Source organism: Tessaracoccus sp. SD287 (assembly GCF_017355265.1).
Taxonomy (GTDB): domain Bacteria; phylum Actinomycetota; class Actinomycetes; order Propionibacteriales; family Propionibacteriaceae; genus Aestuariimicrobium.
Window position 1 is genome coordinate 1 of record NZ_JADIJQ010000020.1, and the last position, 21589, is coordinate 21589.

The 21589-nt window shown below is 68.9% G+C and carries 18 protein-coding genes; 8 read left to right on the forward strand and 10 right to left on the reverse strand.

What is annotated here, in order from left to right; translation table 11 throughout:
- Positions 1-48 precede the first annotated feature (48 nt).
- The 3 genes from IPV09_RS09205 to IPV09_RS09215 all read left to right on the forward strand — a co-directional run bounded on the left by IPV09_RS09205 (position 49) and on the right by IPV09_RS09215 (position 3303).
- Complete coding sequence (locus tag IPV09_RS09205) at positions 49-999, forward strand: phage tail tip lysozyme (protein WP_207474946.1); 951 nt, start codon at positions 49-51, stop codon at positions 997-999.
- A 146-nt stretch (positions 1000-1145) separates the two neighbouring features.
- Positions 1146-2159 (forward strand): peptidoglycan-binding protein, encoded by a 1014-nt coding sequence (locus IPV09_RS09210; RefSeq protein WP_207474947.1) that lies wholly within the window; start codon positions 1146-1148, stop codon positions 2157-2159.
- Between the two features lie 157 nt (positions 2160-2316).
- The gene (locus IPV09_RS09215; protein ID WP_207474948.1) at positions 2317-3303 is read left to right on the forward strand and encodes a malate dehydrogenase; all 987 of its coding nucleotides are present in this window, start codon (positions 2317-2319) and stop codon (positions 3301-3303) included.
- Between the two features lie 105 nt (positions 3304-3408).
- On the opposite strand, the gene IPV09_RS09220 is transcribed toward IPV09_RS09215, so the two are convergent.
- From IPV09_RS09220 to IPV09_RS09240, 5 genes are all read right to left on the reverse strand, one after another.
- Positions 3409-3729 (reverse strand): DUF3017 domain-containing protein, encoded by a 321-nt coding sequence (locus IPV09_RS09220; RefSeq protein WP_207474949.1) that lies wholly within the window; start codon positions 3727-3729, stop codon positions 3409-3411.
- Position 3730: 1 nt separating this feature from the next.
- Positions 3731-4582: a bifunctional methylenetetrahydrofolate dehydrogenase/methenyltetrahydrofolate cyclohydrolase gene (locus IPV09_RS09225; RefSeq protein ID WP_207474950.1), complete on the reverse strand. Its 852-nt coding sequence runs from the start codon at positions 4580-4582 to the stop codon at positions 3731-3733.
- Positions 4583-4592: 10 nt separating this feature from the next.
- Positions 4593-6167, reverse strand: coding sequence for a bifunctional phosphoribosylaminoimidazolecarboxamide formyltransferase/IMP cyclohydrolase (gene purH / locus IPV09_RS09230; protein ID WP_207474951.1), 1575 nt, complete (start codon positions 6165-6167; stop codon positions 4593-4595).
- Positions 6160-6744: a phosphoribosylglycinamide formyltransferase gene (purN, locus tag IPV09_RS09235; protein ID WP_207474952.1), complete on the reverse strand. Its 585-nt coding sequence runs from the start codon at positions 6742-6744 to the stop codon at positions 6160-6162. The genes purH and purN overlap by 8 nt, the downstream gene beginning before the upstream one ends.
- Before the next feature lie 86 nt (positions 6745-6830).
- Complete coding sequence (locus IPV09_RS09240) at positions 6831-8192, reverse strand: DUF6350 family protein (protein WP_207474953.1); 1362 nt, start codon at positions 8190-8192, stop codon at positions 6831-6833.
- Positions 8193-8344: 152 nt separating this feature from the next.
- On the opposite strand from IPV09_RS09240, the gene IPV09_RS09245 reads away from it, so the two are divergent.
- Positions 8345-10186 (forward strand): hypothetical protein, encoded by a 1842-nt coding sequence (locus IPV09_RS09245; RefSeq protein WP_207474954.1) that lies wholly within the window; start codon positions 8345-8347, stop codon positions 10184-10186.
- Between the two features lie 126 nt (positions 10187-10312).
- On the opposite strand, the gene sucD is transcribed toward IPV09_RS09245, so the two are convergent.
- Complete coding sequence (gene sucD / locus IPV09_RS09250) at positions 10313-11203, reverse strand: succinate--CoA ligase subunit alpha (RefSeq protein WP_207474955.1); 891 nt, start codon at positions 11201-11203, stop codon at positions 10313-10315.
- A gap of 3 nt (positions 11204-11206) precedes the next feature.
- The gene (sucC, locus tag IPV09_RS09255) at positions 11207-12394 is read right to left on the reverse strand and encodes an ADP-forming succinate--CoA ligase subunit beta (protein WP_207474956.1); all 1188 of its coding nucleotides are present in this window, start codon (positions 12392-12394) and stop codon (positions 11207-11209) included.
- A gap of 203 nt (positions 12395-12597) precedes the next feature.
- Here sucC and IPV09_RS14660 point away from each other — a divergent pair, with 203 nt between their 5' ends.
- Together IPV09_RS14660 and IPV09_RS14665 are read left to right on the forward strand one after the other, a co-directional pair.
- The gene (locus tag IPV09_RS14660; RefSeq protein WP_207474957.1) at positions 12598-13734 is read left to right on the forward strand and encodes a M23 family metallopeptidase; all 1137 of its coding nucleotides are present in this window, start codon (positions 12598-12600) and stop codon (positions 13732-13734) included.
- 149 nt (positions 13735-13883) lie between these two features.
- Positions 13884-14963: a M23 family metallopeptidase gene (locus IPV09_RS14665; RefSeq protein WP_207474958.1), complete on the forward strand. Its 1080-nt coding sequence runs from the start codon at positions 13884-13886 to the stop codon at positions 14961-14963.
- 2 nt (positions 14964-14965) lie between these two features.
- Here IPV09_RS14665 and IPV09_RS09270 read toward each other — a convergent pair whose 3' ends face one another.
- The gene (locus tag IPV09_RS09270) at positions 14966-17464 is read right to left on the reverse strand and encodes a UvrD-helicase domain-containing protein (RefSeq protein ID WP_207474959.1); all 2499 of its coding nucleotides are present in this window, start codon (positions 17462-17464) and stop codon (positions 14966-14968) included.
- 153 nt (positions 17465-17617) lie between these two features.
- On the opposite strand from IPV09_RS09270, the gene IPV09_RS09275 reads away from it, so the two are divergent.
- Together IPV09_RS09275 and IPV09_RS09280 are read left to right on the forward strand one after the other, a co-directional pair.
- Positions 17618-18787, forward strand: coding sequence for a phosphatidylserine/phosphatidylglycerophosphate/cardiolipin synthase family protein (locus tag IPV09_RS09275; RefSeq protein ID WP_242681440.1), 1170 nt, complete (start codon positions 17618-17620; stop codon positions 18785-18787).
- A 110-nt stretch (positions 18788-18897) separates the two neighbouring features.
- Positions 18898-19173 (forward strand): GlsB/YeaQ/YmgE family stress response membrane protein, encoded by a 276-nt coding sequence (locus tag IPV09_RS09280; protein ID WP_207474961.1) that lies wholly within the window; start codon positions 18898-18900, stop codon positions 19171-19173.
- Positions 19174-19288: 115 nt separating this feature from the next.
- Here the strand turns inward: IPV09_RS09280 and IPV09_RS09285 are convergent, their stop codons facing one another.
- Together IPV09_RS09285 and IPV09_RS09290 are read right to left on the reverse strand one after the other, a co-directional pair.
- Complete coding sequence (locus IPV09_RS09285; RefSeq protein WP_370590268.1) at positions 19289-20011, reverse strand: LuxR C-terminal-related transcriptional regulator; 723 nt, start codon at positions 20009-20011, stop codon at positions 19289-19291.
- A complete protein-coding gene (locus tag IPV09_RS09290) occupies positions 20008-21534 on the reverse strand; it encodes an ATP-binding protein (RefSeq protein WP_207474962.1) in 1527 nt (508 codons plus the stop codon). The genes IPV09_RS09285 and IPV09_RS09290 overlap by 4 nt, the downstream gene beginning before the upstream one ends.
- Positions 21535-21589: the final 55 nt, after the last annotated feature.

Genomic DNA, 21589 nt, shown 5'->3' on the forward strand with positions numbered 1-21589 from the left:
CTTTTCCTTCTTGCATCGCGGGGGACCTCCACCATGGAAGGACCACACATGCGCACGTCCATGACGATGCCACGCATCATTGCGGCCATCGTTTCAGCCCTGCTGCTGGTTGCCGGGCTCAACCTCAGCAATCCCGTCCAGGCCCAGGCCGCCGACAACAATCTCACCGCCTGGAACTTCTTCCGCAACAAGGGCTTTTCGCAGCCCCAGACAGCGGGTCTGATCGGCAACTTCATCGTCGAGTCCGGTGCCGACCCCATCAATCCGGCGGCCGTCCAGTACGGCGGTGGCCCCGGCCGTGGCATCGCCCAGTGGGAGGGGTCGCGCCGTGACGACCTGTACGCCTACGCCAACAGCCGCGGCCTGCCCTGGTACAGCCTGCAACTCCAGCTCGACTTCGTCTGGAAGGAGTTCATGGGGCCGGAATCGTATGCCTACTCCAAGCTGAAGGCCACCACCACCGTCGACAGCGCCGCAGTCGCCGTGAGGCAGTACTACGAACGACCCTCGGTCCACGCCGACGATGCCCGCAAGCGGGCGGCGTGGAGCGTGTACAACCGCTACTCCGGCACCACCCCTGCCCCTGCGCCGGAGACCTCGTTCCCCACCCTGAAGGCCGGTACCACCAACAGGTCCGCGACCACCACGCTGCAGTACCTCCTGCGTTCCAAGGGCTACAGCATCACGGTCGATGGGGCCTTCGGCACGGGCACCACCAGCACCGTCAAGAAGTTCCAGAGCGCGCGTGGTCTGGTGGCCGATGGTGTGGCCGGTCCGGCGACCTGGGGGGCACTGGTCCCCTCCCTGAAGGAGGGCAACACGGGGTCAGCGGTCACCGCCCTGCAAGTGGAGCTCAAGGCCCACGGCAAGTACACCGGCACCATCGACGGCAACTTCGGCCCGCTGACCACGTCAGCGGTCATCAGCTACCAGAAGTCGGTCGGCCTGGTCGCTGACGGAGTCGCTGGGCCCAAGACCTGGGGCAGCCTGGTCGACTGACCGCCCCAGAACCGTCATCGCCCCCGGCGATGACCACGCAGCGGCCGGTACCCGCCAGCCGGCCGCTGCTGTGCCCGGGCCCCCTCCCCGGGCACGCCCCCTGGGCGGGACCCCCACCGTCTCATCCCCCTCGTAGAAAGACCGCCATGAACATTCTGAAGAAGGTGCGCACCGTCGCCCTGGTCGCCACCCTGTCTGCCGGCCTGATCGCCGGCACCGCCTCGCTCGCCGAGGCCTACGTCCGCAGCGACTACCCGGCCGCGGTGATGACCTGGGTCCGCACGCCGTCCGGCTGGGACGACTCCTCGCGCGTCAAGGTCTCCGGCAGCACCATCACCTGCAACATTCCTCTCGCCACCGCCTATGCGAGCTCGGCCAAGGCTGTCGTCCGCCAGGAACTTCAGCCGCTCGTCCAGGAACTGATGCGCCGCACCGAGTCCATGGGGTACACGTTGCGGGCGGCCGACACCGGTGCCTACAACTGCCGCTTCATCGGTGGCACCTACACTCCGTCCAACCATGCCTACGGCCGGGCCATCGACATCAACTGGCAGAGCAACCCCCAGTCCTCGACGTTCACCTCGAACATCCCCCCGGCTGTGGTGAAGATGTGGATCAACCACGGCTTCTACTGGGGTGGCCACTACACCTACCCCACCAAGTACGACACCATGCACTTCGAGTACATGGGTTCCTACTCCAACATCGGCTACTACTACAACAAGCTCAAGGGAACCACCCCTGCCCCGGTGCCGGAGACCTCGTTCCCGACCAAGGACTACGGCGATACCGGCTCGGCAGTCACCACCCTGCAGTACCTGCTGCGCGGCAAGGGCTACTCCCTCACCATCGACGGCTCCTTCGGCACCCAGACCAAGAGCGCGGTCATCGCCTTCCAGAAGTCACGCGGCCTCTACGCCGACGGCATCGTCGGGGACAAGACCTGGACCGCGCTGGTCCCCACCCTCAAGGAGGGCAGCAGCGGCTACTCCGTCCGCGGCCTGCAGGTCGAACTCAAGGCGCACGGCAAGTACACCGGCACCATCGACGGCAACTTCGGCCCGCTGACCAAGTCAGCGGTCATCAGCTACCAGAAGTCCGCCGGCCTCTACGCCGACGGCATCGTCGGCGCCAAGACCTGGGGCAGCCTGGTCGACTGACCACCCGAGTCCTGTCGAGTGGCCCGGTGACCGCAGTCACCGGGCCACTCGCCCAATGCGGGGCTCACGTTGAGCAGGGCGGAACCCGTTCGATAGTGTCAGGGCAAAGGCGGGGCCGGCTGCTGTCGGGCCCGAACTCAATGTTGAGAGGAATCCCGTGAGTACTCCTGTGAAGGTGGCCGTCACCGGCGCCGCTGGCCAGATCGGCTACAGCCTGCTGTTCCGTATCGCCTCTGGAGCCGTCTTCGGCCCCGATGTCCCGGTGGAACTGCGCCTGCTGGAAATCACGCCCGCACTCAAGGCGCTCGAGGGCGTCGTGATGGAGTTGGACGACTGTGCCTTCCCGACGCTGGCCGGTGTCGAGATCGGCGACGACGCCAACCAGATCTTCAACGGTGCCAATCTGGCGCTGCTGGTCGGCGCCATGCCTCGCAAGGCCGGCATGGAGCGCGGCGACCTGCTCAGCGCCAACGGTGCCATCTTCACCGCGCAGGGCAAGGCGCTCAACGACGCGGCCGCCGACGACATCAAGGTGGTCGTCACCGGCAACCCGGCCAACACCAACGCGCTGATCGCCATGACCAACGCCCCCGACATCCCCCGCGAGCGCTTCACGGCGTTGACCCGCCTCGACCACAACCGGGCCAAGTCGCAGCTGGCCCACAAGCTCGGCGTCCCGGTCGGCGAGATCACCAACCTCACCATCTGGGGCAACCACTCCTCGACCCAGTACCCCGACCTGTTCAACACCCGCGTCGGCGGCAAGAACGCCGCCGAACTGATCAATGACCAGGACTGGATCGAGAACACGTTCATTCCGACCGTCGCGAAGCGCGGTGCCGCCATCATCGAGGCCCGCGGTCTCAGCTCGGCCGCCTCGGCAGCCAACGCCACCATCGAGCATGCCCGTGACTGGGTCAGGGGCACCGCCGACGGCGACTGGGTCTCGATGGCGATCCCGTCCGACGGCTCCTACGGCGTCCAGGAGGGCCTGATCTCGTCCTTCCCGGTCACGGTCAGCAATGGCACCTACGAGGTCGTCCAGGGTCTGGAGATCAACGACTTCTCGCGCGCCAAGATCGATGCCTCGGTCGCAGAACTCGCCGACGAGCGCGACGCGGTCAAGGAACTCGGCCTGATCTGATCCCCGCTGGGGTCACCACTGCCCTGGCCCAGGACAGCCTGGCGCAAACCTTCCGGCAAACGGCTCGCCCTCTTGGGGGCGAGCCGTTTGTCATGGGTGGACGGTTCAGCCGCCGACCGATGGCGGCGACGGCGGCACCACCAGGGTCAACGCGAGCAGGGCCGCCGCCGCCGCCAGCAGCAGCGCGGTGTCGAACCAGCGGCTGCGCACCGCCAGCAGCCCCACCCGTCGGGTGGGCAGGACCAGCCGGAACAGTCCCGCCAGCAGCACCGTCAGCCCGAAGGCGAATGCCCCTCGACGCCAGTGGCCGGTGGCCAGGATGGTGCAGGACGTGGCCATCGCCAGCAGCACCAGGAACAGTGTCCACTGGTTGCGGAGCTTGACCAGCAGGCTGCCTGCCCCGGTGTGCTGTGCGGGCGCGGCCATCTCAGCCGGCGAGGTGTTCGGCGCGGTCCACCACGTTGCTGAGCAGCATGGCGCGGGTCATCGGGCCGACGCCACCCGGGTTGGGGGTCACCCATCCGGCCGTGTCCCAGACGTCGGGGGCCAGGTCGCCGACGGTCTTGCCGTCGACCCGGCTGACACCGACATCGATGAGCACAGCACCCGGCTTGATCACCCCGGCGGTGATCATGTGGGGCACACCGGCGGCGGCCACCACGATGTCGGCGGTGCGGGTGTGCGCAGCGAAGTCCCGGGTGCCGGTGTGGCACAGGGTGACGGTGGCATTCTCGCTGCGCCGGGTCAGGATCAACCCCAGGGGGCGTCCGACGGTGGTACCGCGACCGATCACGGTGACCTCGGCACCGTTCCAGTCGATGCCGTGGCGGCGGACCAGTTCGACGATGCCGCGCGGGGTGCACGGCAGCGCGGCCGGCTCGTTGAGCACCAGCTTGCCGAGCGTGGTCGGGTGCAGCCCATCGGCGTCCTTGTCGGGATCGATGGCGGCCAGCGCAGCGAACTGGTCGAGGTGTTTGGGCAGCGGCAACTGGACGATGTAGCCGGTGACCGCGGGGTCCTCGTTCAGGTGCCGCAGCGCCTCGTCCAGTTGTGCCTGGCTGGCCTGGGCCGGCAGGTGGACGCGGAGCGATGCGATACCGACCTGCTCGCAGTCACGGTGCTTCATGGCGACGTAGCGTTCGCTGGCCGGGTCGTCCCCGACCAGCACGGTGGCGAGCCCCGGCACCACGCCACGCTCGGCCAGTGCCTGCACCCGTGCCGTCAGCTCGTCCTTGATCGCAGCGTGGACGGCCTTGCCGTCAAGAACCTGGGCGGTCATGGTGTGCCTCTCAGTGGAAGAAGTGGCGGGTGCCGGTGAAGTACATGGTGACCCCGGCGGCCTTGGCAGCCTCGATGGTCTCGTCGTCGCGCACCGAACCGCCGGGCTGGACGATCGCCCGCACGCCGGCCTGCAACAGGATCTGTGGCCCGTCCGAGAAGGGGAAGAACGCATCCGAGGCTGCCACCGACCCGTTGGCGCGGGCCCCGGCGCGTTCGACGGCCAGGCGGCACGAGTCGACCCGGTTGACCTGCCCCATGCCCACCCCGACCGAGGCGCGGTCATGGGCCAGCAGGATGGCGTTCGACTTCACCGCGCGGCAGGCGCGCCAGGCGAAGACCAGGTCGGCCAGGGTGTTCTCGTCGGCGGCCTCGCCGGTGGCAAGCACCCAGTTCGCCGGGTCGTCACCTTCGGCGTCGATCCGGTCGGGTGCCTGCAACAACGCCCCACCCGAGATCGGCTGCAACTGCCGTGAGCGATGGGTGTAGGCCGGGGCCACCAGGACGCGAATGTTCTTCTTGCGCTGCAGCTCGGCGACCGCACCGTCCTCGTAGGACGGGGCGATGATCACCTCGGTGAAGATGTCGGCGACCTGCTTGGCCATCTCCAGGCTGACGGGACGGTTGGTGGCAATCACTCCGCCGAACGCCGAGACCGGGTCGCAGGCGTGGGCCTTGCGGTGGGCCTCGGCGACGTCGCGACCCGAGGCGATGCCGCACGGGTTGGCGTGCTTGATGATGGCGACGGTCGGCTCGTCGAAGTCATAGGCCGCCCGATAGGCCGCCTCGCCGTCGGTGTAGTTGTTGTAGCTCATCTCCTTGCCGTGCAACTGCTCGGCCTGGGTGATGCCAGCGGGACCTGCCGCGTAGGAGTACAGGGCGGCAGGCTGGTGGGAGTTCTCGCCGTAGCGCAGCGTCCCCTGCTTGGTCCAGGCGCCGCCGATGAACGCCGGGAAGTTGTCACCGCCGGAGCTGTCGGTGAGCACCGATCCCATCCAGCTGGCCACCGCAATGTCGTAGGTGGCGGTGTGGACGAACGCCTGGGCGGCCAGCGCCTGCCGTTGCGCCAGCGTGTAGCCGCCCGCGGTCAGTGCAGCCTGCAGGTCGGCGTACTGGTCGGGGCTGGTGACGATGGCGACCGAGGGGTGGTTCTTGGCCGCGGCACGCACCATCGAGGGCCCACCGATGTCGATCTGCTCGACGCACTCATCAGGGGTGGCACCCGAGGCAACGGTCTCGGTGAAGGGGTAGAGGTTGGACACCACCAGGTCGAAGGGAGCCACCTGCAACTCGTCGAGTTGATCACGGTGGCTCTGCAGTCGACGGTCCGCCAGGATGCCGGCATGGATCTTGGGGTGCAGGGTCTTCACCCGTCCGTCCAGGCATTCCGGGAAACCCGTGACCTGCTCGACGGGGACGACGGGGACGCCGGCCTCGGCGAGCACCTTGGCGGTGGAGCCCGTGGAGACGACCTCGACCCCCGCCGCCGCCAGCGCCCGGCCCAACTCGGCCAGACCCTGCTTGTCGTAGACCGAGACCAGTGCCCGGGTGATGGGTGCCCGGGTGATGGGCTGGACGTCACTCATGTGCTTCTCCAATGTGCGTGCTGGCCAACTGGTCGACAACCTCGACCAGCAGACGCCGTTCGACGATCTTGATGCGCTCGTGCAGGGACTCCACGGTGTCGTCGTCCTCGACGGACACCGCCCCCTGGGCCAGGATCCGGCCGGTGTCGACGCCGTCGTCGACGAGGAACACGGTGGCCCCCGTGACCCGGACGCCGTGCTCCAGGGCGTCACGGGCGCCGTGCATGCCCGGAAAGGACGGCAGCAGCGCCGGATGGGTGTTGATGGTGCGGCCCGCGAAACGCGCCAGGAAATGGGCCCCCAGCAGCTTCATGAACCCGGCGCTGACCACCAGGTCGGGGCGGTAGGAGGCGACCAGTTCGGTCAGCTCGGCGTCCCACTGGGAGCGGTCCGCGCCCTTGGCCAGCGGCACCGCGAAGGTGGGCAGGTTGAGCGCGCGAGCACGATCGAGCCCCTCGCATTCACGGTCGGAGCCGACCGCCACCAGTTCCACGTCACGGCGGCCGACCAGATGGTCGGCCAGGGCCTGGAACAGGGTGCCGGAACCCGACACCAGGACGAGGACGCGGTAAGTCACCCCACCACCCTAACGAGTTCGGAGCCCCACGCGCGTGATCGTCCGCGCCGCTGCACCAGGCCGGCCGCCGGCGGGTGGGTTCGACGTCATCGCTCCTGGCGATCGTCGCGCACCCGCACGCGGGTGGGTTCGTCCTCCGCGGGCAGGGGTTCGGTCTCGACGGTGACGGTGCTCTCGACCAGCCCCTCGACGGGGTGCTCGGCCGACCCGTCGGCGGGTCGGGGACGCAGCACACCCGTCACGGCGCCGGTGAGGACACCGGCGATGCCGAGCAGGGTGGGTGCCATCACGAAGAGGTGGGTGGGACGCACCCCGAGTGCGACCAGGCGGCCGACACCGAGGTCGCCGCTGGACAGCATCCCCAGCCCCATCAGGACCAGACCGGCGATCACCCCCACCAGTCCCCCGACCAGCGCCGTCTCGTCGAAGCGGGCGCGGGGACGCGCTCGCAGCACCACCAGGGCACCGACGGCACCGGCGACCAGCCCGCTGAGCAGCCACAGCAGGTGCAGGGACGACCCGGGGCCCGACTCGGGCATGGCGCCCAGGACCGGGATCGCCGGCAGCATCCCCAGCTGGTTCTGCGCAGGACTGACCACCGAGCCGACACCGAACTGGAAACCGGCGCCCAGGGCCCACGAGGCGCACCACACCACCAGGTTGGGCAGCCACAGCAGCTGCAGCACCAGCAGCAGGATCGATCCCAGGGTGCCCGGTTCGAGGGATTCGTGCAGGGCGGTGATGCGGTCACGGTTCTGAATGAGGCCCAGTGCCAGCACGGCGGCACCGGTGCTGAGCATCACCAGCACGCTGGCCGCCACCCCCGCCGGCACCGGCCGCAACCAGCGCGGCCAGTCGTCCATGATGCGCCACTGGAAGACCCGCGCGGCGGCGACCACCGACGCGACCAGGCCGAGCGCCGCGGCGCCCACCAGGGCCCGCGCGGACTCCTCAGTGGTTGCCACCACGAAACTGGGCACCAGCACGGCCAGGGTGTGGACCAGGGTGAACACCCCGACGACCCGCAGCGCCAGTCCGCGGCGCTGGTGGCCGCTCAGTTCCTCGGGGGCGGCCAGTCGCGCCTGCCCCGCGGCAAAGCTTGCCAGTCCGACCGCCAGGGCCAGGTTGGCCAGCGTCATGCCGAGCGGGGTGATGCTGAGGTGCAGACCGACCACGGTGGCACCGGACAGGAAGCCGAGCAGCCAGACGCGGGTGCCGCTGGTGAAGATGCTGGTGAAGTCGACGTCGGTGGTTGCCAGCCACCCGAGCGCGAACAGGCCACAGACCACCACCCACGAGATCAGCACGCTCAGCGCGGCGGCGGCCGCTGAGGCCAGCCACCAGGGCAGCCACGGCTCCGCACGGGTGGGGTGCTCGTCGCCCTGGCCCTCCACGACCACATCCAGACCGGTCGTCCGGCGACCTCGTCGACCTGCGACCACGCCCATCCCTCCTCTTGCCCCTACCCGGCTGGGCAGGTCCCCCCTTGGTACTCTGAAGGATGCCCGGCAGGATCTGTGGTGCACACTGACTTGACGTCGGTCCCTGCTGGGACTGTTCCACGTCCTGATATCACCGCTGTCAACCGTGAAGGATTCCCGTGAGCGACGAACGCCCCGAGGCCATCCGGCGAGCCCGGCGCGCTGCCTCGGACGATGCACTCGACCCGGACGTCGTCGACGATACCCCAGGGGAGTTGGACTCCCCGTCACGACAGGGCGGACGCTTCGCCGCGGCGCCCGAGGCCACCGACACCCCGGTGCCGCCGCCCTCGTCCGGCGGAGCGGCTCCGGCCCCCGGTGCCCACGCCGCGTTCATGCGCCCCGGGGCGTCCTCCGCTGACACCCCCGCACCGCCCACCCCGCCCGAGCCGGTGCGGCCCGGCGGGCGCTTCAGCTCGGGCGTGGGTGACGCCGACGGGGACGGGCCGGCCCCGCGCCGCTCGGCCGCCACCTCAACGACTCCTCCCGAGTTCCCCAGCTTCGAGGCTCCTGCCGGCGTCGGCACCCTCGCCTTGACCGCGGCCGGTGACCCGGCCCCGGCGTCGGATCCGCCGGCGCCCGCCGCAGCCAGTGACACGCCCTCACCCGACGACTCCGCGGCCGACTCCCGTGCGACCGACTCCCGTGAGGACGCGGACGAACTGACCACCCACGCCGCCCGGAACCCGTGGCCGACGCGCATCCTGGTCGGGGTGCTGGTGCTGGCGCTGGTCGCCGCCGCCGGCTACTTCGCACTGCAGCAGAGCCGCAAGCCCGACGTGTCGGTCACGGTGACCCAGTCCTCGACTGCCAGCGCCACCCCCACCGGACCGGAGGCGGTCAGCGATGCGTCACTCTTGACCGACGCCGAGGCGACGGCCACTCTGGGCGGCACCTGGACGACCACCGAGACCCTCAGCGAGGTGTCGGCCAGCTCGCCCCAGGTCACCTGCATGACCAACCCCGAGGGTCTGCCGAACGCGCAAATCACCCGTCAGCGCGTGCTCGCCTCCGGCCAGGACAATGGACTGGCCGCCCTGCACCGCATTGACGCCTACGCCACCGAGGCCCTGGCCACGCAGGCCTACCAGGTGCGTCTGGCCAGGCTCAGCGCCTGCGACGACGTGCCGGCCTGGCTGAGCAGTTCGGCCAGCGTCGCCGGTCTGGCCGATGAGTCCTTCTCGTTGACCATCGCCTACCAGGACCCCACCGTGCAGTACCGCACGGTGGTGATCAGCCGCACCGGCACGGCCGTCTCAATGCTCGACGTCGCCCAGAACACGACCGCCGTCGACCCGGCCAAGGTGGCCGACGCCGCCCTGGAGCCGTCCAAGCGGCTGTGCCAGTCGGCCGGTGGAACGTGCCCCACCGAACTGGCCGTCCGTCCCGAAGTGGTCCCCCCCACCCCGATCTTCGGGTGGTTGGCGCAGTCCGACCTGCCACGCATCACCGCTGGTCAGGGTCTGTGGAGCGCGACCCAGGTCGGACAGGTGACCACCAAGGGCAGCCAGTGCGAGAACGCCACCCTGGCCTCGGTGAACGGACCTACCTCTCGGGAACAGCGTTCCTATTTGCTCGACCAGGACGACCGCGCCCCGGAGGCCTTCGGTGTTGACCAGGTCCGCTTCCTCTTTGCCGACGCCGCTGCGGCCAAGACCTTTGCCACCAAGCTCGGCAGCGACATCGCCGACTGTGGGAAGCGCAGCGAGACCGCGACCGTCTCGGAGGACCGCACGCTCAGCATCTCGGGGCAGAACCGTCAGCCCGTCACCGGCCGCATCTTCCTGGTCACCCAGGCCACCGGCGCGAACACCAAGGTGTACTTCCGGGTTGCCGTGGTGGTCTCGGGCAATCGGATGACCTACCTGGTGTCGAACACTCGCGAGAACTTCGACTTCACCACCGACTCGTGGCTGCTGCTGGCCGCTCGCGCCGGGCAGCGGATCACCCAGTCGCGCTAGTTTCTCCGTCCTCGCTCCGCGAGTTCTGCAGGGCCGGTGAACAAACAAGCACTCAGCGGCACAGGACCTGCATTTCTGCAGGGCGCGTGCCGCTGGGTACTTGTTTGTTGACGCCTGGCTGTTGGCTCAGCCGTGGGCGATGCTGCGCATCACGTCGCGCATGAGGGCGGCCGTCTCGCTGGGAGTACGGCCGACCTGGACGCCAGCGGCCTCGAGGGCCTCCTTCTTGGCGGCCGCGGTGCCTGCCGACCCGCTGACGATGGCCCCGGCGTGGCCCATGGTCTTGCCCTCGGGGGCGGTGAAACCGGCGACGTAGCCGACGACCGGCTTGGTGACGTGCTCACGGATGTAGTCGGCGGCCCGCTCCTCGGCGTCCCCGCCGATCTCGCCGATCATCACGATGGCGTCGGTTTCCGGGTCATCCTGGAACGCCTGGAGGCAGTCGATGTGGGTGGTCCCGACGATCGGGTCGCCGCCGATGCCGACCGCGGTCGAGAACCCGATGTCCCGCAGCTCGTACATCATCTGGTAGGTCAGGGTTCCTGACTTCGAGACCAGACCGATCCGGCCGGGGCCGGAGATGTTGGCCGGGATGATGCCGGCGTTGGACCGTCCGGGAGAGATCAGCCCCGGGCAGTTCGGGCCGATCAGGCGCGAGTTGGACTCGGCCACCTCGGCGTAGAACTCGGCGGTGTCACCGACGGGGACGCCCTCGGTGATGCACACGATCAACTCGACGCCGGCGCGGGTGGCCTCCAGCACCGCATTCTTGGTGTGGGCGGCCGGCACGAAGATGACCGAGACGTTCGCGCCGGTCGCGGCGCGGGCGTCAGCGACCGAGTTGAAGACCGGAACCGGGTCCTCCTCGAAGAGGACCGACTGGCCGCCCTTGCCGGGGGTCACCCCACCGACGATGCGGCTGCCCGACATGATCATCCGCTGGGTGTGCTTGCGGCCCTCAGAGCCGGTCATGCCCTGGACGATGATCTTGGACTTGCTGTTCAGCAGGATCGACATGGATCAGGCCTCCGAATCGGATGAGGTGGCGGCCAGTTGGGCGGCCGTGCGGGCAGCGGCGTCCATGGTGTCGACCACGGTCACCAGCGGATGGTTGAACTCGCGCAGGATCTCGCGTCCCACGTCGACCGCGTTGCCGTCCAACCGGACGACCAATGGCTTGACGGCCTTGTCGCCCAGCGACTGCAGGGCAGCCACGATGCCGGAGGCGACCTCGTTGCACGAGGTGATGCCACCGAAGACGTTCACGAAGACCGACTTCACCTGCGGGTCGGACAGGATGATCTCCAGACCGTTGGCCATCACCTGGGCCGAGGCGCCGCCGCCGATGTCGAGGAAGTTCGCGGGGTGCGGCGCGCCGGGCAGGTCCTCCCCTGCCTTGGCCACCACGTCCAGGGTGCTCATCACCAGACCGGCACCATTGCCGATGACGCCGACCGAACCGTCGAGCTTCACGTAGTTCAGTCCCTTGGCGGCCGCGGCGGCTTCCAACGGGTCGTTGGCCTGGGTGTCCTCCAGGGCGGCGTGGCCGGGGTGGCGGAACCGGGCGTTGTCGTCGAGGCTGATCTTCCCGTCGAGGGCGATGATGTCGCCCTGCTTCGTCTTGACCAGGGGGTTCACCTCGACCAGGGTGGCGTCCTCCTGGATGAAGACCCGGCCGACGCTGCCCAGGACCCGGGCGACGCGGGCCCGGTCCTCCTGGGCGAAGCCGGCGGCCTCGACGATGGCATCGGCGGTGTCCCAGTCGATACCCCGGCGAGGGTCCACGGGGATGCGGGCCAGCGCCTCGGGGCGCTCCACGGCCAATTGTTCGATGTCCATGCCGCCCTCGACCGAGCACATGGCCAGGTACTCACGGTTGGCGCGGTCCAGCAGCAACGAGAAGTAGTACTCCTCGGCAATGTCGGCTCCCTCGGCGATCATCACCGTGCGCACCGTGTGCCCCTTGATGTCCATGCCCAGGATCTCGCCGGCCTTCTCGGCGGCCTCGTCGGCGCTGCGGGCGAGCTTGACCCCGCCGGCCTTGCCACGGCCACCGGTCTTGACCTGGGCCTTGACGACGACCACCGCCGAACCCAGTCGCTCGTAGGCGGCGCGCGCCTCCTCTGGCGTCGAGGCGACCAGACTTCTCAGCACGGGCACTCCATGCTTCTCGAAGATGTCGCGGGCCTGGTACTCGTAGAGATCCACCCTTGGATTCCGTCCTGTCGTCGTGGCTTGCAACCGACGTCGAGCCTACCAATGCGGGCACGTCAGGTCCCCCGCCGTCCGCGCCGTGCAGCCCTGCTTCCTGAGAGATTCAGGCGGTAGTTTGAGTTCTTCCTGAGAATTGCTAAGCTTTCCTCAGTAAGTCGGGTTCACCCACCTGACCGTCGTACCCAAGGAGAAACCCTGTGCAGGACGCATCGAGCCGCTTGGCCATTCGCCGTGCCTTCGCCCGGACGAACACCCAGGCACCCGTTCGCGACTTCGACGAGACCCAGCCTCGTCACCGCGCCGTCCTGCGTCCGGCCCTGGTAGGACTGGTCGTCGGCGGGCTCGGCCTGCTCGGCGCCGGCGGCATCGTGGTGGCCGCTGCCGCCACCTCCACCGAACAGTCGCAGACCACCCTGGTGGTCGACGGCAACAGCCCCGACAGCTCCAAGGCGGAGCCGCAGAACCTCACCCTGGACGCCAACCAGAAGGCCGCCCAGACCGACACCGAGCAGACCGACACCGAGGGCGACGGCGCCGGCGGCCTGTTCGGCCAGCGCGGCACCACCCCCAACCGCAACGCCGTGCGTGCCGAACTGAACAAGACCCTGGCCAACGCCAAGGGCCAGCAGCGTGAACAGTCCCTGCAGGAGAGCAACAAGAACGTCACCGCCGCCAACGCCGCCGCCGAGGCCGCCGAGCGCGAGAAGCTCATGAATGCCGATGTCTCCAAGGTCAAGGCGGAGGGCGAGCGCATCAAGGAGGAGAAGCGCAAGGCTGCCGAACTGCTCAAGAAGCTGCAGGAGCAGGCTGCGGCGCAGAAGAACACCGCTGCCGCTGCCGACCCGGCCTCCACCACCTCCAATGACTCCGGGTTCACCCTGTCCACCGCCGACCTGCAGGCCATCAGCAAGGGTGGGGGCGCCTTCCCGCTCAAGGCCGGCACCTACTCCACGGGCGCCTACTTCGGCAAGACCGGCTCGTGGTCGCGCTACCACACCGGCCAGGACTTCCCCGCCGCCACCGGCACCCCTGTCTACGCTGCCGCCTCGGGCGTGGTCAGCGGCAACATGTCGGCCGCCGGCTGGGCCGGCTCCAAGTACGTCACCATCAACCACGCCAACGGAAGTTCGACGCTGTACGCCCACTTGAGCGGCCGGGTCGTCTCTGCGGGCCAGCCGGTCAAGGCCGGCCAGTTGATTGGCTACGTCGGCAATGAGGGCCGCAGCTTCGGGGCTCACCTGCACTTCGAGTACTACCCCGCCGGCACCCTGCCCGGTGACGTCTACTCGGCCGCCGACCCGATGTCCTGGCTGCGCAGCATCGGCGTCGCCTGAGACCGGCCGCGTCACCCCGGACGCGACGCCCCGGCTGAGAATTTCATGGCAGCCGGCAGCCCGCCACCCCGGACTTTCGGTTCTTCCTGAGAATTGCTAAGGTTTGCCTCATTGTGCAGACCGCTGCAGAACACACCTCAAGGAGCGCCGTGCAGGACCTCTTGGCTCGTCTGGCCCTTCGTCGGACATTTGCGCGGTCCCAGTCCGACGCTCCCGTCGCCGACTTCCAGGAGACCCGCAGCGCCTCCCGCACGGTGCGCACGACCCTCATCGGGGCCCTCGTGTGCGGGGTCTCGGCGTTGGGGGGCGGCGGCATCGTCCTGGCGGCGGCGTCCACCTCGACCCAGCAGGCCAGTTCCTCCTTGGTCCAGGACCAGAACAGCCCCGACGACACCGTGGCGGAGCCCCAGAACCTGAAGCTGGACGCGCAGCAGCAAGCGGCCCAGCTGACCGCCGAGGCCAAGGCCAAGGCCGACGGCACCGGGGCCGGTGGCCTGTTCGGGCAGCGTGGCACCACCCCGAACCGCAACAGTGTGCGCGCCGAGTTGAACAAGACCCTGGCCAACGTCAAGGGCCAGCAGCGTGAGCTGTCCCTGCAGCAGAACACCAAGGATGTCACCGCCGCCAACGCGGCCGCCGAGGCCGCCGAGCGCGAGAAGCTCATGAACGCCGACATCGCCAAGGTCAAGGCCGAGGGCGAGCGGATCAAGGAAGAGAAGAAGAAGGCCCTGGAGCTGCTGCAGCAGCTGCAGGGCGGCACCAACACCTCGGGCTACCAGCTGACGGTCGACGACCTGCAGGCGATCACCCGGGGTGGCGCCGCCATGCCGCTGAAGCCGGGCACCTACTCGATGAGTGCCTACTTCGGCAAGACCGGCCTGTGGTCGCGCTACCACACCGGACAGGACTTCGCCGCCCCCACCGGCACCCCCGTCTACGCCGCATCCTCGGGCATCGTGGGCCAGTCCCGCGCCGGCGGCTGGGCCGGTGTCCACCTGGTCGTGAACCACGCCAATGGCGGCTCCACCCTGTACGCCCACCTCAGCGGCAAGGCCGTCTCACCCGGGCAGCCGGTCAAGGCCGGCCAGCTGATCGGCTATGTCGGCAACACCGGCAACAGCTACGGGGCGCACCTGCACTTCGAGTACTACCCCGCCGGCGCGCTGCCGGGCGACGTGTACTCGGCCTCCGACCCGATGGCCTGGTTGCGCAGCATCGGCGTCGCCTGAGGCTAGAGCTTCTCCATCGGGGCGTGCCGCAGCAGGAAGCGCTTGACCCCCGCCGAGCCGAAGTCGACGTCAGCGGTCGCATCGGCGCCGACCCCGCTGGTGGCCACCACGCTGCCCATCCCGAAGGTGGTGTGCAGCACCCGGTCGCCGGCGTCCAGCTTCGGCACCGGTTTGCTGGCCCGCGCCTGTGGCAGCGACGGCATCCGCCCGTTGCCCGATCCGAACGAGGGACCCTCGGTACCCACCGACTGGCGCGACTGCCAGTTGCGGGTGGCCGAGGTGGACGCCCAACTGCTGATCGCCGACCCAAGGCGGCGCCAGTCGACGAGGTGGGGCGGGATCTCGTCGAGGAACCGGCTGGCCGCGTTGTAGGACGGGGTGCCGTAGGCCGAGCGAACCGCCGCCCGGCTGAGGTAGAGGCGCTTGCGGGCGCGGGTGAGCCCCACGTAGGCGAGTCGTCGTTCCTCCGAGAGCTCGGCCGCGTCGGCGAGTGCCCGCTGGTGGGGGAAGATGCCCTCCTCGAAGCCGCTGAGGAAGACGGTGTCGAATTCCAGTCCCTTGGCGGTGTGCAGCGTCATCAGGGTGACCACCCCGGTGCCGTCGCCCGAGTCGGGGATCTGGTCGGCGTCGGCCACCAGCGCGATGCGTTCCAGGAAGGCCGACAGCGACGGGTCGGCCTCCGGGCTGCCGGCGGCCAGGTCGAGCCCATCCGGGTCGTCGGGACCATCGGGTCCCCCCTCCGGCGGGGTGAGGTCGAGCGTGGTGGCCTGGGAGACGAACTCGGCGGCGATCGAGGTGAACTCGACCAGGTTCTCGATGCGGGTCTCGTCCTGCGGGTCGCTCGAGGCCTGCAACTCCTCGACGTACTCCGACTCCTTGAGGATTGAGGCCAGCACGTCGTCGGCGCTGGCACCGTCGGCAACCAGCTGCCGGTGCCGGGCCATCAGGGCAGCGAAGCCCTCGATCTGCTTGCGCGAGCGGGTGGCCAGACCCGGCACCTCACCGGCGCGTTCCAACGCCTCACTGAACGTGGTGCGGTGTTCGGCGGCGAACAGCTCGACGGCGGCCACCGCACGCTCGCCAACGCCGCGCTTGGGCACATTGAGGATGCGTCGCACCGACACCTCGTCGGCGGGGTTGGCGATCGAGCGCAGGTAGGCGATGGCATCACGGATCTCCTTGCGCTCGTAGAAGCGCAGCCCGCCGACCACCTTGTACGGCATGCCGGTGCGGATGAAGACGTCCTCAAAGGCCCGTGACTGCGCGTTGGTGCGGTAGAACACGGCCACGTCGGAGTACCTGTGGGTGCCGGCATCGGCCAGCGCGTCGATCTCGTTGGCCACGAACTGGGCCTCGTCATGTTCGGTGTCGGCGACGTAGCCGGTGATCAGGTCGCCGTCACCCGCATCGGTCCACAGCTTCTTCTCGGGACGACCGGAGTTGCGTGAGATCACGGCGTTGGCGGCGGTCAGGATGTTCTGGGTGGAACGGTAGTTCTGCTCGAGCAGGATGGTGCGGGCGCCGGGGAAGTCCTGGTCGAAGTCGAGGATGTTGCGGATGGTGGCGCCCCGGAAGGCATAGATCGACTGGTCGGAGTCACCGACCACCATCAACTCGGGGGCCTCGACGATGGGGGTGCCCTCCAGCAGGCCCGATTCCGGTTCCCAGGCCCCGCACAGCATCTGGATGAGTTGGTACTGGGCGGTGTTCGTGTCCTGGTACTCGTCGACCAGCACGTGGCGGAACCGTCGCCGGTACTGCTCGCGCAGGTCGGGGAACGCCTTGAACAGGTTGACGGTGGTCATGATCAGGTCGTCGAAGTCGAGGGCGTTGGCCTCGGTCAGTCGGCCCTGGTAGACCCGGTAGGCCTCGGCGAAGATCTCCTCGTTGCCGGTGCCAGCGTTCTGTCTGGCAGTCTCGACGTCGCGGCACTCGTTCTTCTGGGACGAGACCCAGTTCATCACCGCACGCACCGGCGCCCGCTTGGGGTCGACGTTGAGTTCCTTGAGCACCAAACCCATCAGGCGCTTGGCGTCGGTGTCGTCGTAGATGGAGAAGGTCTTGCGCATCCCCAGCCGGCTGATCTCCTGACGCAGGATGCGGACGCATGCCGAGTGGAACGTCGAGACCCACATCAGCTTGGCGCGTCCGCCCACCAGGTCGGCGACCCGGTGGCGCATCTCTGCGGCAGCCTTGTTCGTGAAGGTGATGGCCAGCACCGATCCGGGGTGCACGTTGCGCTGGCTGACCAGCCAGGCGATGCGTCGGGTGAGCACCCGGGTCTTGCCCGACCCGGCACCCGCGACCACCAGCACCGGCGACCCGGCATGGACGACTGCCTCGCGCTGCGGCGTGTTGAGTCCGGCCAACAACTCGGCGGGGTCGGCCGGTCGGGCGGGAGGTGCTGCGGGGTCACCGGCGTCCGGACGTCGGCGGGCAGCAGGCGTCGCAGCGGGTTCGTCGGGAGCGAAGAACGAGAACAGGTCAGGGTGATCGGTCATGGCCCGAACCACCCTAGTCGTCTGAACAGACACGTTGTTCAATAGGCTGGGGCCATGAGCTCACCCCGGACGTCCCTGCGCCACCTGTTCAGCCGAGGCCAGCGCCTGGCCGGCGTGGTCGCCACCGCGGTGCTGTCAGCGCAAGTGGTCCTGATGGTCGCCCTCAGCGTGATCGACGTCATCGCCCGCCGCAAGCGCAAGATCCGCAAGTTCCCGACGGTGCCGCCGAAGCCGATCCCCCTGGGTGAGGACATGGTCACCATCTACACCTTCGGACGCGACCTCTACGCCGACATGCTCGCCTCGATTGAGGGGGCCGAGCGCTACGTCTACTTCGAGACCTACATCTGGAAGGGCGACGAGGTGGGACAGGCCTTCAAGGACGCCCTGGTCGCCGCCGCCGCACGTGGCGTGGACGTCTTCGTCGCCTACGACGTGTTCGCCAACCTGGTCGTCGACCGACGCTTCTTCGACCTGCCCGACAGCATCCACCTGCGCCGCCACCCGTTGATCGGCAGCATCCTGCCGTTGCCGCGCAACATGGGACGCAACCACCGCAAACTCCTGGTCGTCGACGGCGACGACGCCTACATCGGTGGCTACAACATCGGCTCCCTGTACGCCGACCGGTGGCGCGACACCCACGCCCGCGTCCAGGGCCCGGCGGCGGCCGAGATCGAGAACGCCTTCGTCGACTACTGGAACATGAAGCCGCTTGGTCTGCTGCCCAGCAAACCCGCCCTGGAACTGCAGTCCCCCGCCGGTCGCGACTGGGAGGCCAGCATGCAGGTGCACCGCAACACCCCGCGCTGGCAGGTCTACCCGATCCGCAACATGTACCTGGAGGCCATCGACAAGGCCGACCACCACATCTGGCTGACCCACGCCTACCTGATTCCCGACGACGACCTGATGAGCTCACTGTTCCAGGCGGCACGCCGCGGGGTCGACGTGCGCATCATCGTGCCGGCCAAGTCGAACCACGTCGTCGCGGACTGGCTCTCGCGCGGCTTCTACGACGAACTGTTGTCCAAGGGGGTGCGACTGTTCCTGTACCAGGGCGCCATGGTGCACTCGAAGACGGCCACCATCGACGGGCACTGGTCGACGATCGGGACCGCCAACCTTGACCGGCTGAGCCTGGTCGGCAACTACGAGGTCAACGCCGAATGGACGGCGCCGGAAGTGGCCCAGAAGATGGAGGAGGTCTTCCAGAGCGACCTGCACAACTGCGTGGAACTCGACCTCGACCGCTGGCGGGCCCGGTCCCGGTTCGCGAAGGCCACCGAGTCGTTCCTGGCACCTTGGCGTCCTGTGTTCTGATCCCTTGAACCTGAGAAACAGCTGATTTCAGCCCACCCTTTCAGGCGGGGGAAGCCGTGTTTTGCGCGAAAAGGGCACCGGCCGCACCGACTCGTGCAAGGCTGAACAACATGAGCATTATTGGTTGGATCGTCCTTGGACTTATCGCTGGAGCCATCGCAAAGGCAATCCTGCCGGGCGAGCAGGGCGGCGGATGGCTCGTTACCATCATCATCGGCATCATCGGAGCAATCCTGGGCGGCTTCCTCGCCTCGGCACTCTTCGATGTCAACGTCAATGATGGCTTCTGGAATGTCTCGACGTGGATCAGCGCCATCATTGGCTCGATCATCGTCCTGGTCATCTGGGGCTTCATCCGTTCACGCAGCGGCCGTCGCGCCGTCTGACCCGCGAGACACCTCCACTTCCCCACCTATCCACAGAACACCGACGAAGCAAGGGCTGGCACCGCGCCAGCCCTTGTTTCACGTCCGCAGCCGCGGCGCTGCCGGGTCGTGACCCTCAGACGAGCTTGCGATCGGTGGCCCACTTGGTCAGCTGGTGCCGGTTGGACAGCTGCAGCTTGCGCAACACGCTCGACACGTGGGTCTCCACGGTCTTGATCGAGATGAACAGCTCGCGGGCGACCTCCTTGTAGGCGTAGCCGCGGGCGATCAGCTTCATCACCTCGCGTTCGCGTTGGCTGAGCCGGTCCAGGTCCTCGTCGATGCTGGCAATGTCGATGGCGCCGCTGAAGGCGTCCAGGACGAACCCGGCCAGCCGGGGAGAGAAGACCGCATCCCCGGTGGCGACCCGGCCCACGGCCTCAACCAGTTCGGCCGAGTCGATGGACTTGGTGACGTAGCCCCTGGCGCCGGCCCGGATGACCCCGATCACGTCCTCGGCGGCGTCCGAGACCGACAGGGCCAGGAACTTCACCCGGGTGGTGGGCTCCTCGCCTGCCTCGATGGAGAGCTTCTCGCACTGCCGGATGACTTCGGCGCCACCCCCGCCGGGCAGGTGCACGTCGAGCAGGACCACCGCCGGTGCGGTTTGCCGGATCGCGGCGACAGCGGTGGCGACGTCCTCACCCTCACCCACCACCTCGATGCGCCCGGCGCTGCGGGACAGTTCGTGGCGCACGCCGGCACGGAACATGGCGTGGTCGTCGACCAGGACGACGCGGACCGGCCACTGGGGCTCGGCAGCGCTGGCCGGGGTGGCGGGGGTTGGTACTTGGCTCACAGGTCCATCTCCAATGTGATGTTCGTTCCTTCGCCGGGGGCTGAAGTGATCCGGGCCCTGCCGCCGTGACGCTCGACGCGTCCGATGATCGAGGCCCGCACACCCTGCCTGTCGTCGGCGACGTCGTCCAGGCTGAACCCGACGCCACGGTCGCGCACGTACACCTCGACGTGGGCGTCCTCGACCTCACCGAACACGTCGATCTTATCGGCACCGGAATGCTTGGCGGCGTTCATCATGGCCTCGCGCGCGGCGCTGACCAGGGCCGACAGGTCGGGGGTCATGTCCGCATCGCCGACGCAGACCACCTCGATGGGCACGCCGCGTTCATCCTCGATCTCGAGCCCGGCCCGCTTGAGGGCGGCGGAGAGGTAGGCGTCGTCAGGACTGACGTCGTCGTAGAGCCAGCCCCGCAGCTCGCGTTCCTGGCGGCGGGCCAGGCTGGCGACCGCCTTGGGGTCGTCGGACTGGCGTTGGATCAGCGCCAGGGTCTGCAGCACCGAGTCGTGAAGGTGCGCGGCCATGTCGGCGCGGGCATCGCTGAGCAGCTTCTCGACGCGCGCCGCCTGCATCTCGGTGCGCCAGCGGTGGATCCAGGGCGCGGCGATCAGCCCGATGCCGGCCACCATCACCGCCGAGAGCAACATCAGCGCCGGCAACTGGGCCAGGCCCACCGAGGAGGCCACCACCGTGGAGGCAGCGGTGAAGATCATGCCGCCGCCGACCACCATCCGGGTGATCCCGGTCCAACCGTGGGTGCTCACCAGCGGCGCCACCCACTTGCTGGTGTCCTTCGCCGGCGCCGGGTCGGCGTCGGCCTGCTTCCAGATCAGGGTCAGCCCGACCCCGGCGAAGGCCAACGGCCAGAACATGCTGAACGGCACCCCCATGCCGAACGACTGGGCTGCCCACACCACGCCGACGCCGAGGACGGCCATGGCGGTCACGGCGCCGGCGTCGCGGCGCTTCTCGGGCACGGTCCGGGCGGCCTTGGTGCGCTTGTTGCTGCGGCTGGCGGCCGCGATGCCGGGTGCTTCGGCCTCACGCCGGCCGCGGGGCATCAGGACCCAGAGCAGCCCATACAGCAGGACGCCCAGGAAGCTGACGAAGGTGAGCGCCACGAAGCCGACCCGGACCGCGCCGACCGGCCAGTTCAGGTGCTGCGCGATGCCGGTGCAGACGCCGGCCAGCCACGAGCCCTGGGGCTCCCGATGGGCGCGGCGCACCGGCGGCGCCTCGAGTGCCACCGCCGGCGGTGGCGTCCCCACGTGGACGGGCGGTGTCGCGGGGCGGCTCGCCGGCTGCACCGCCTGGCCACTTCGCTGTGTCATCCATGCCGGCGCCGACGTCGGTGCCCCGGGCGCCCCCGCGCTGGGCGGGAACCAGGTCGGCGCGATCGGACGACCCGCCCCGGGACGGCCCTGCTGCCACTGTTCGGGGCTGCGGGCGGGTCCGGTGCGGGCCTCCTCAGGGACGTCGCGACCCAGCGGGGGCGGCGTCGGGCGCGCAGTCTGATGGTTCATGACCCCTCAAGGGTCACATGCCGGCGCGTGCGGTGCCACCCCGTCCGGCGAAGTC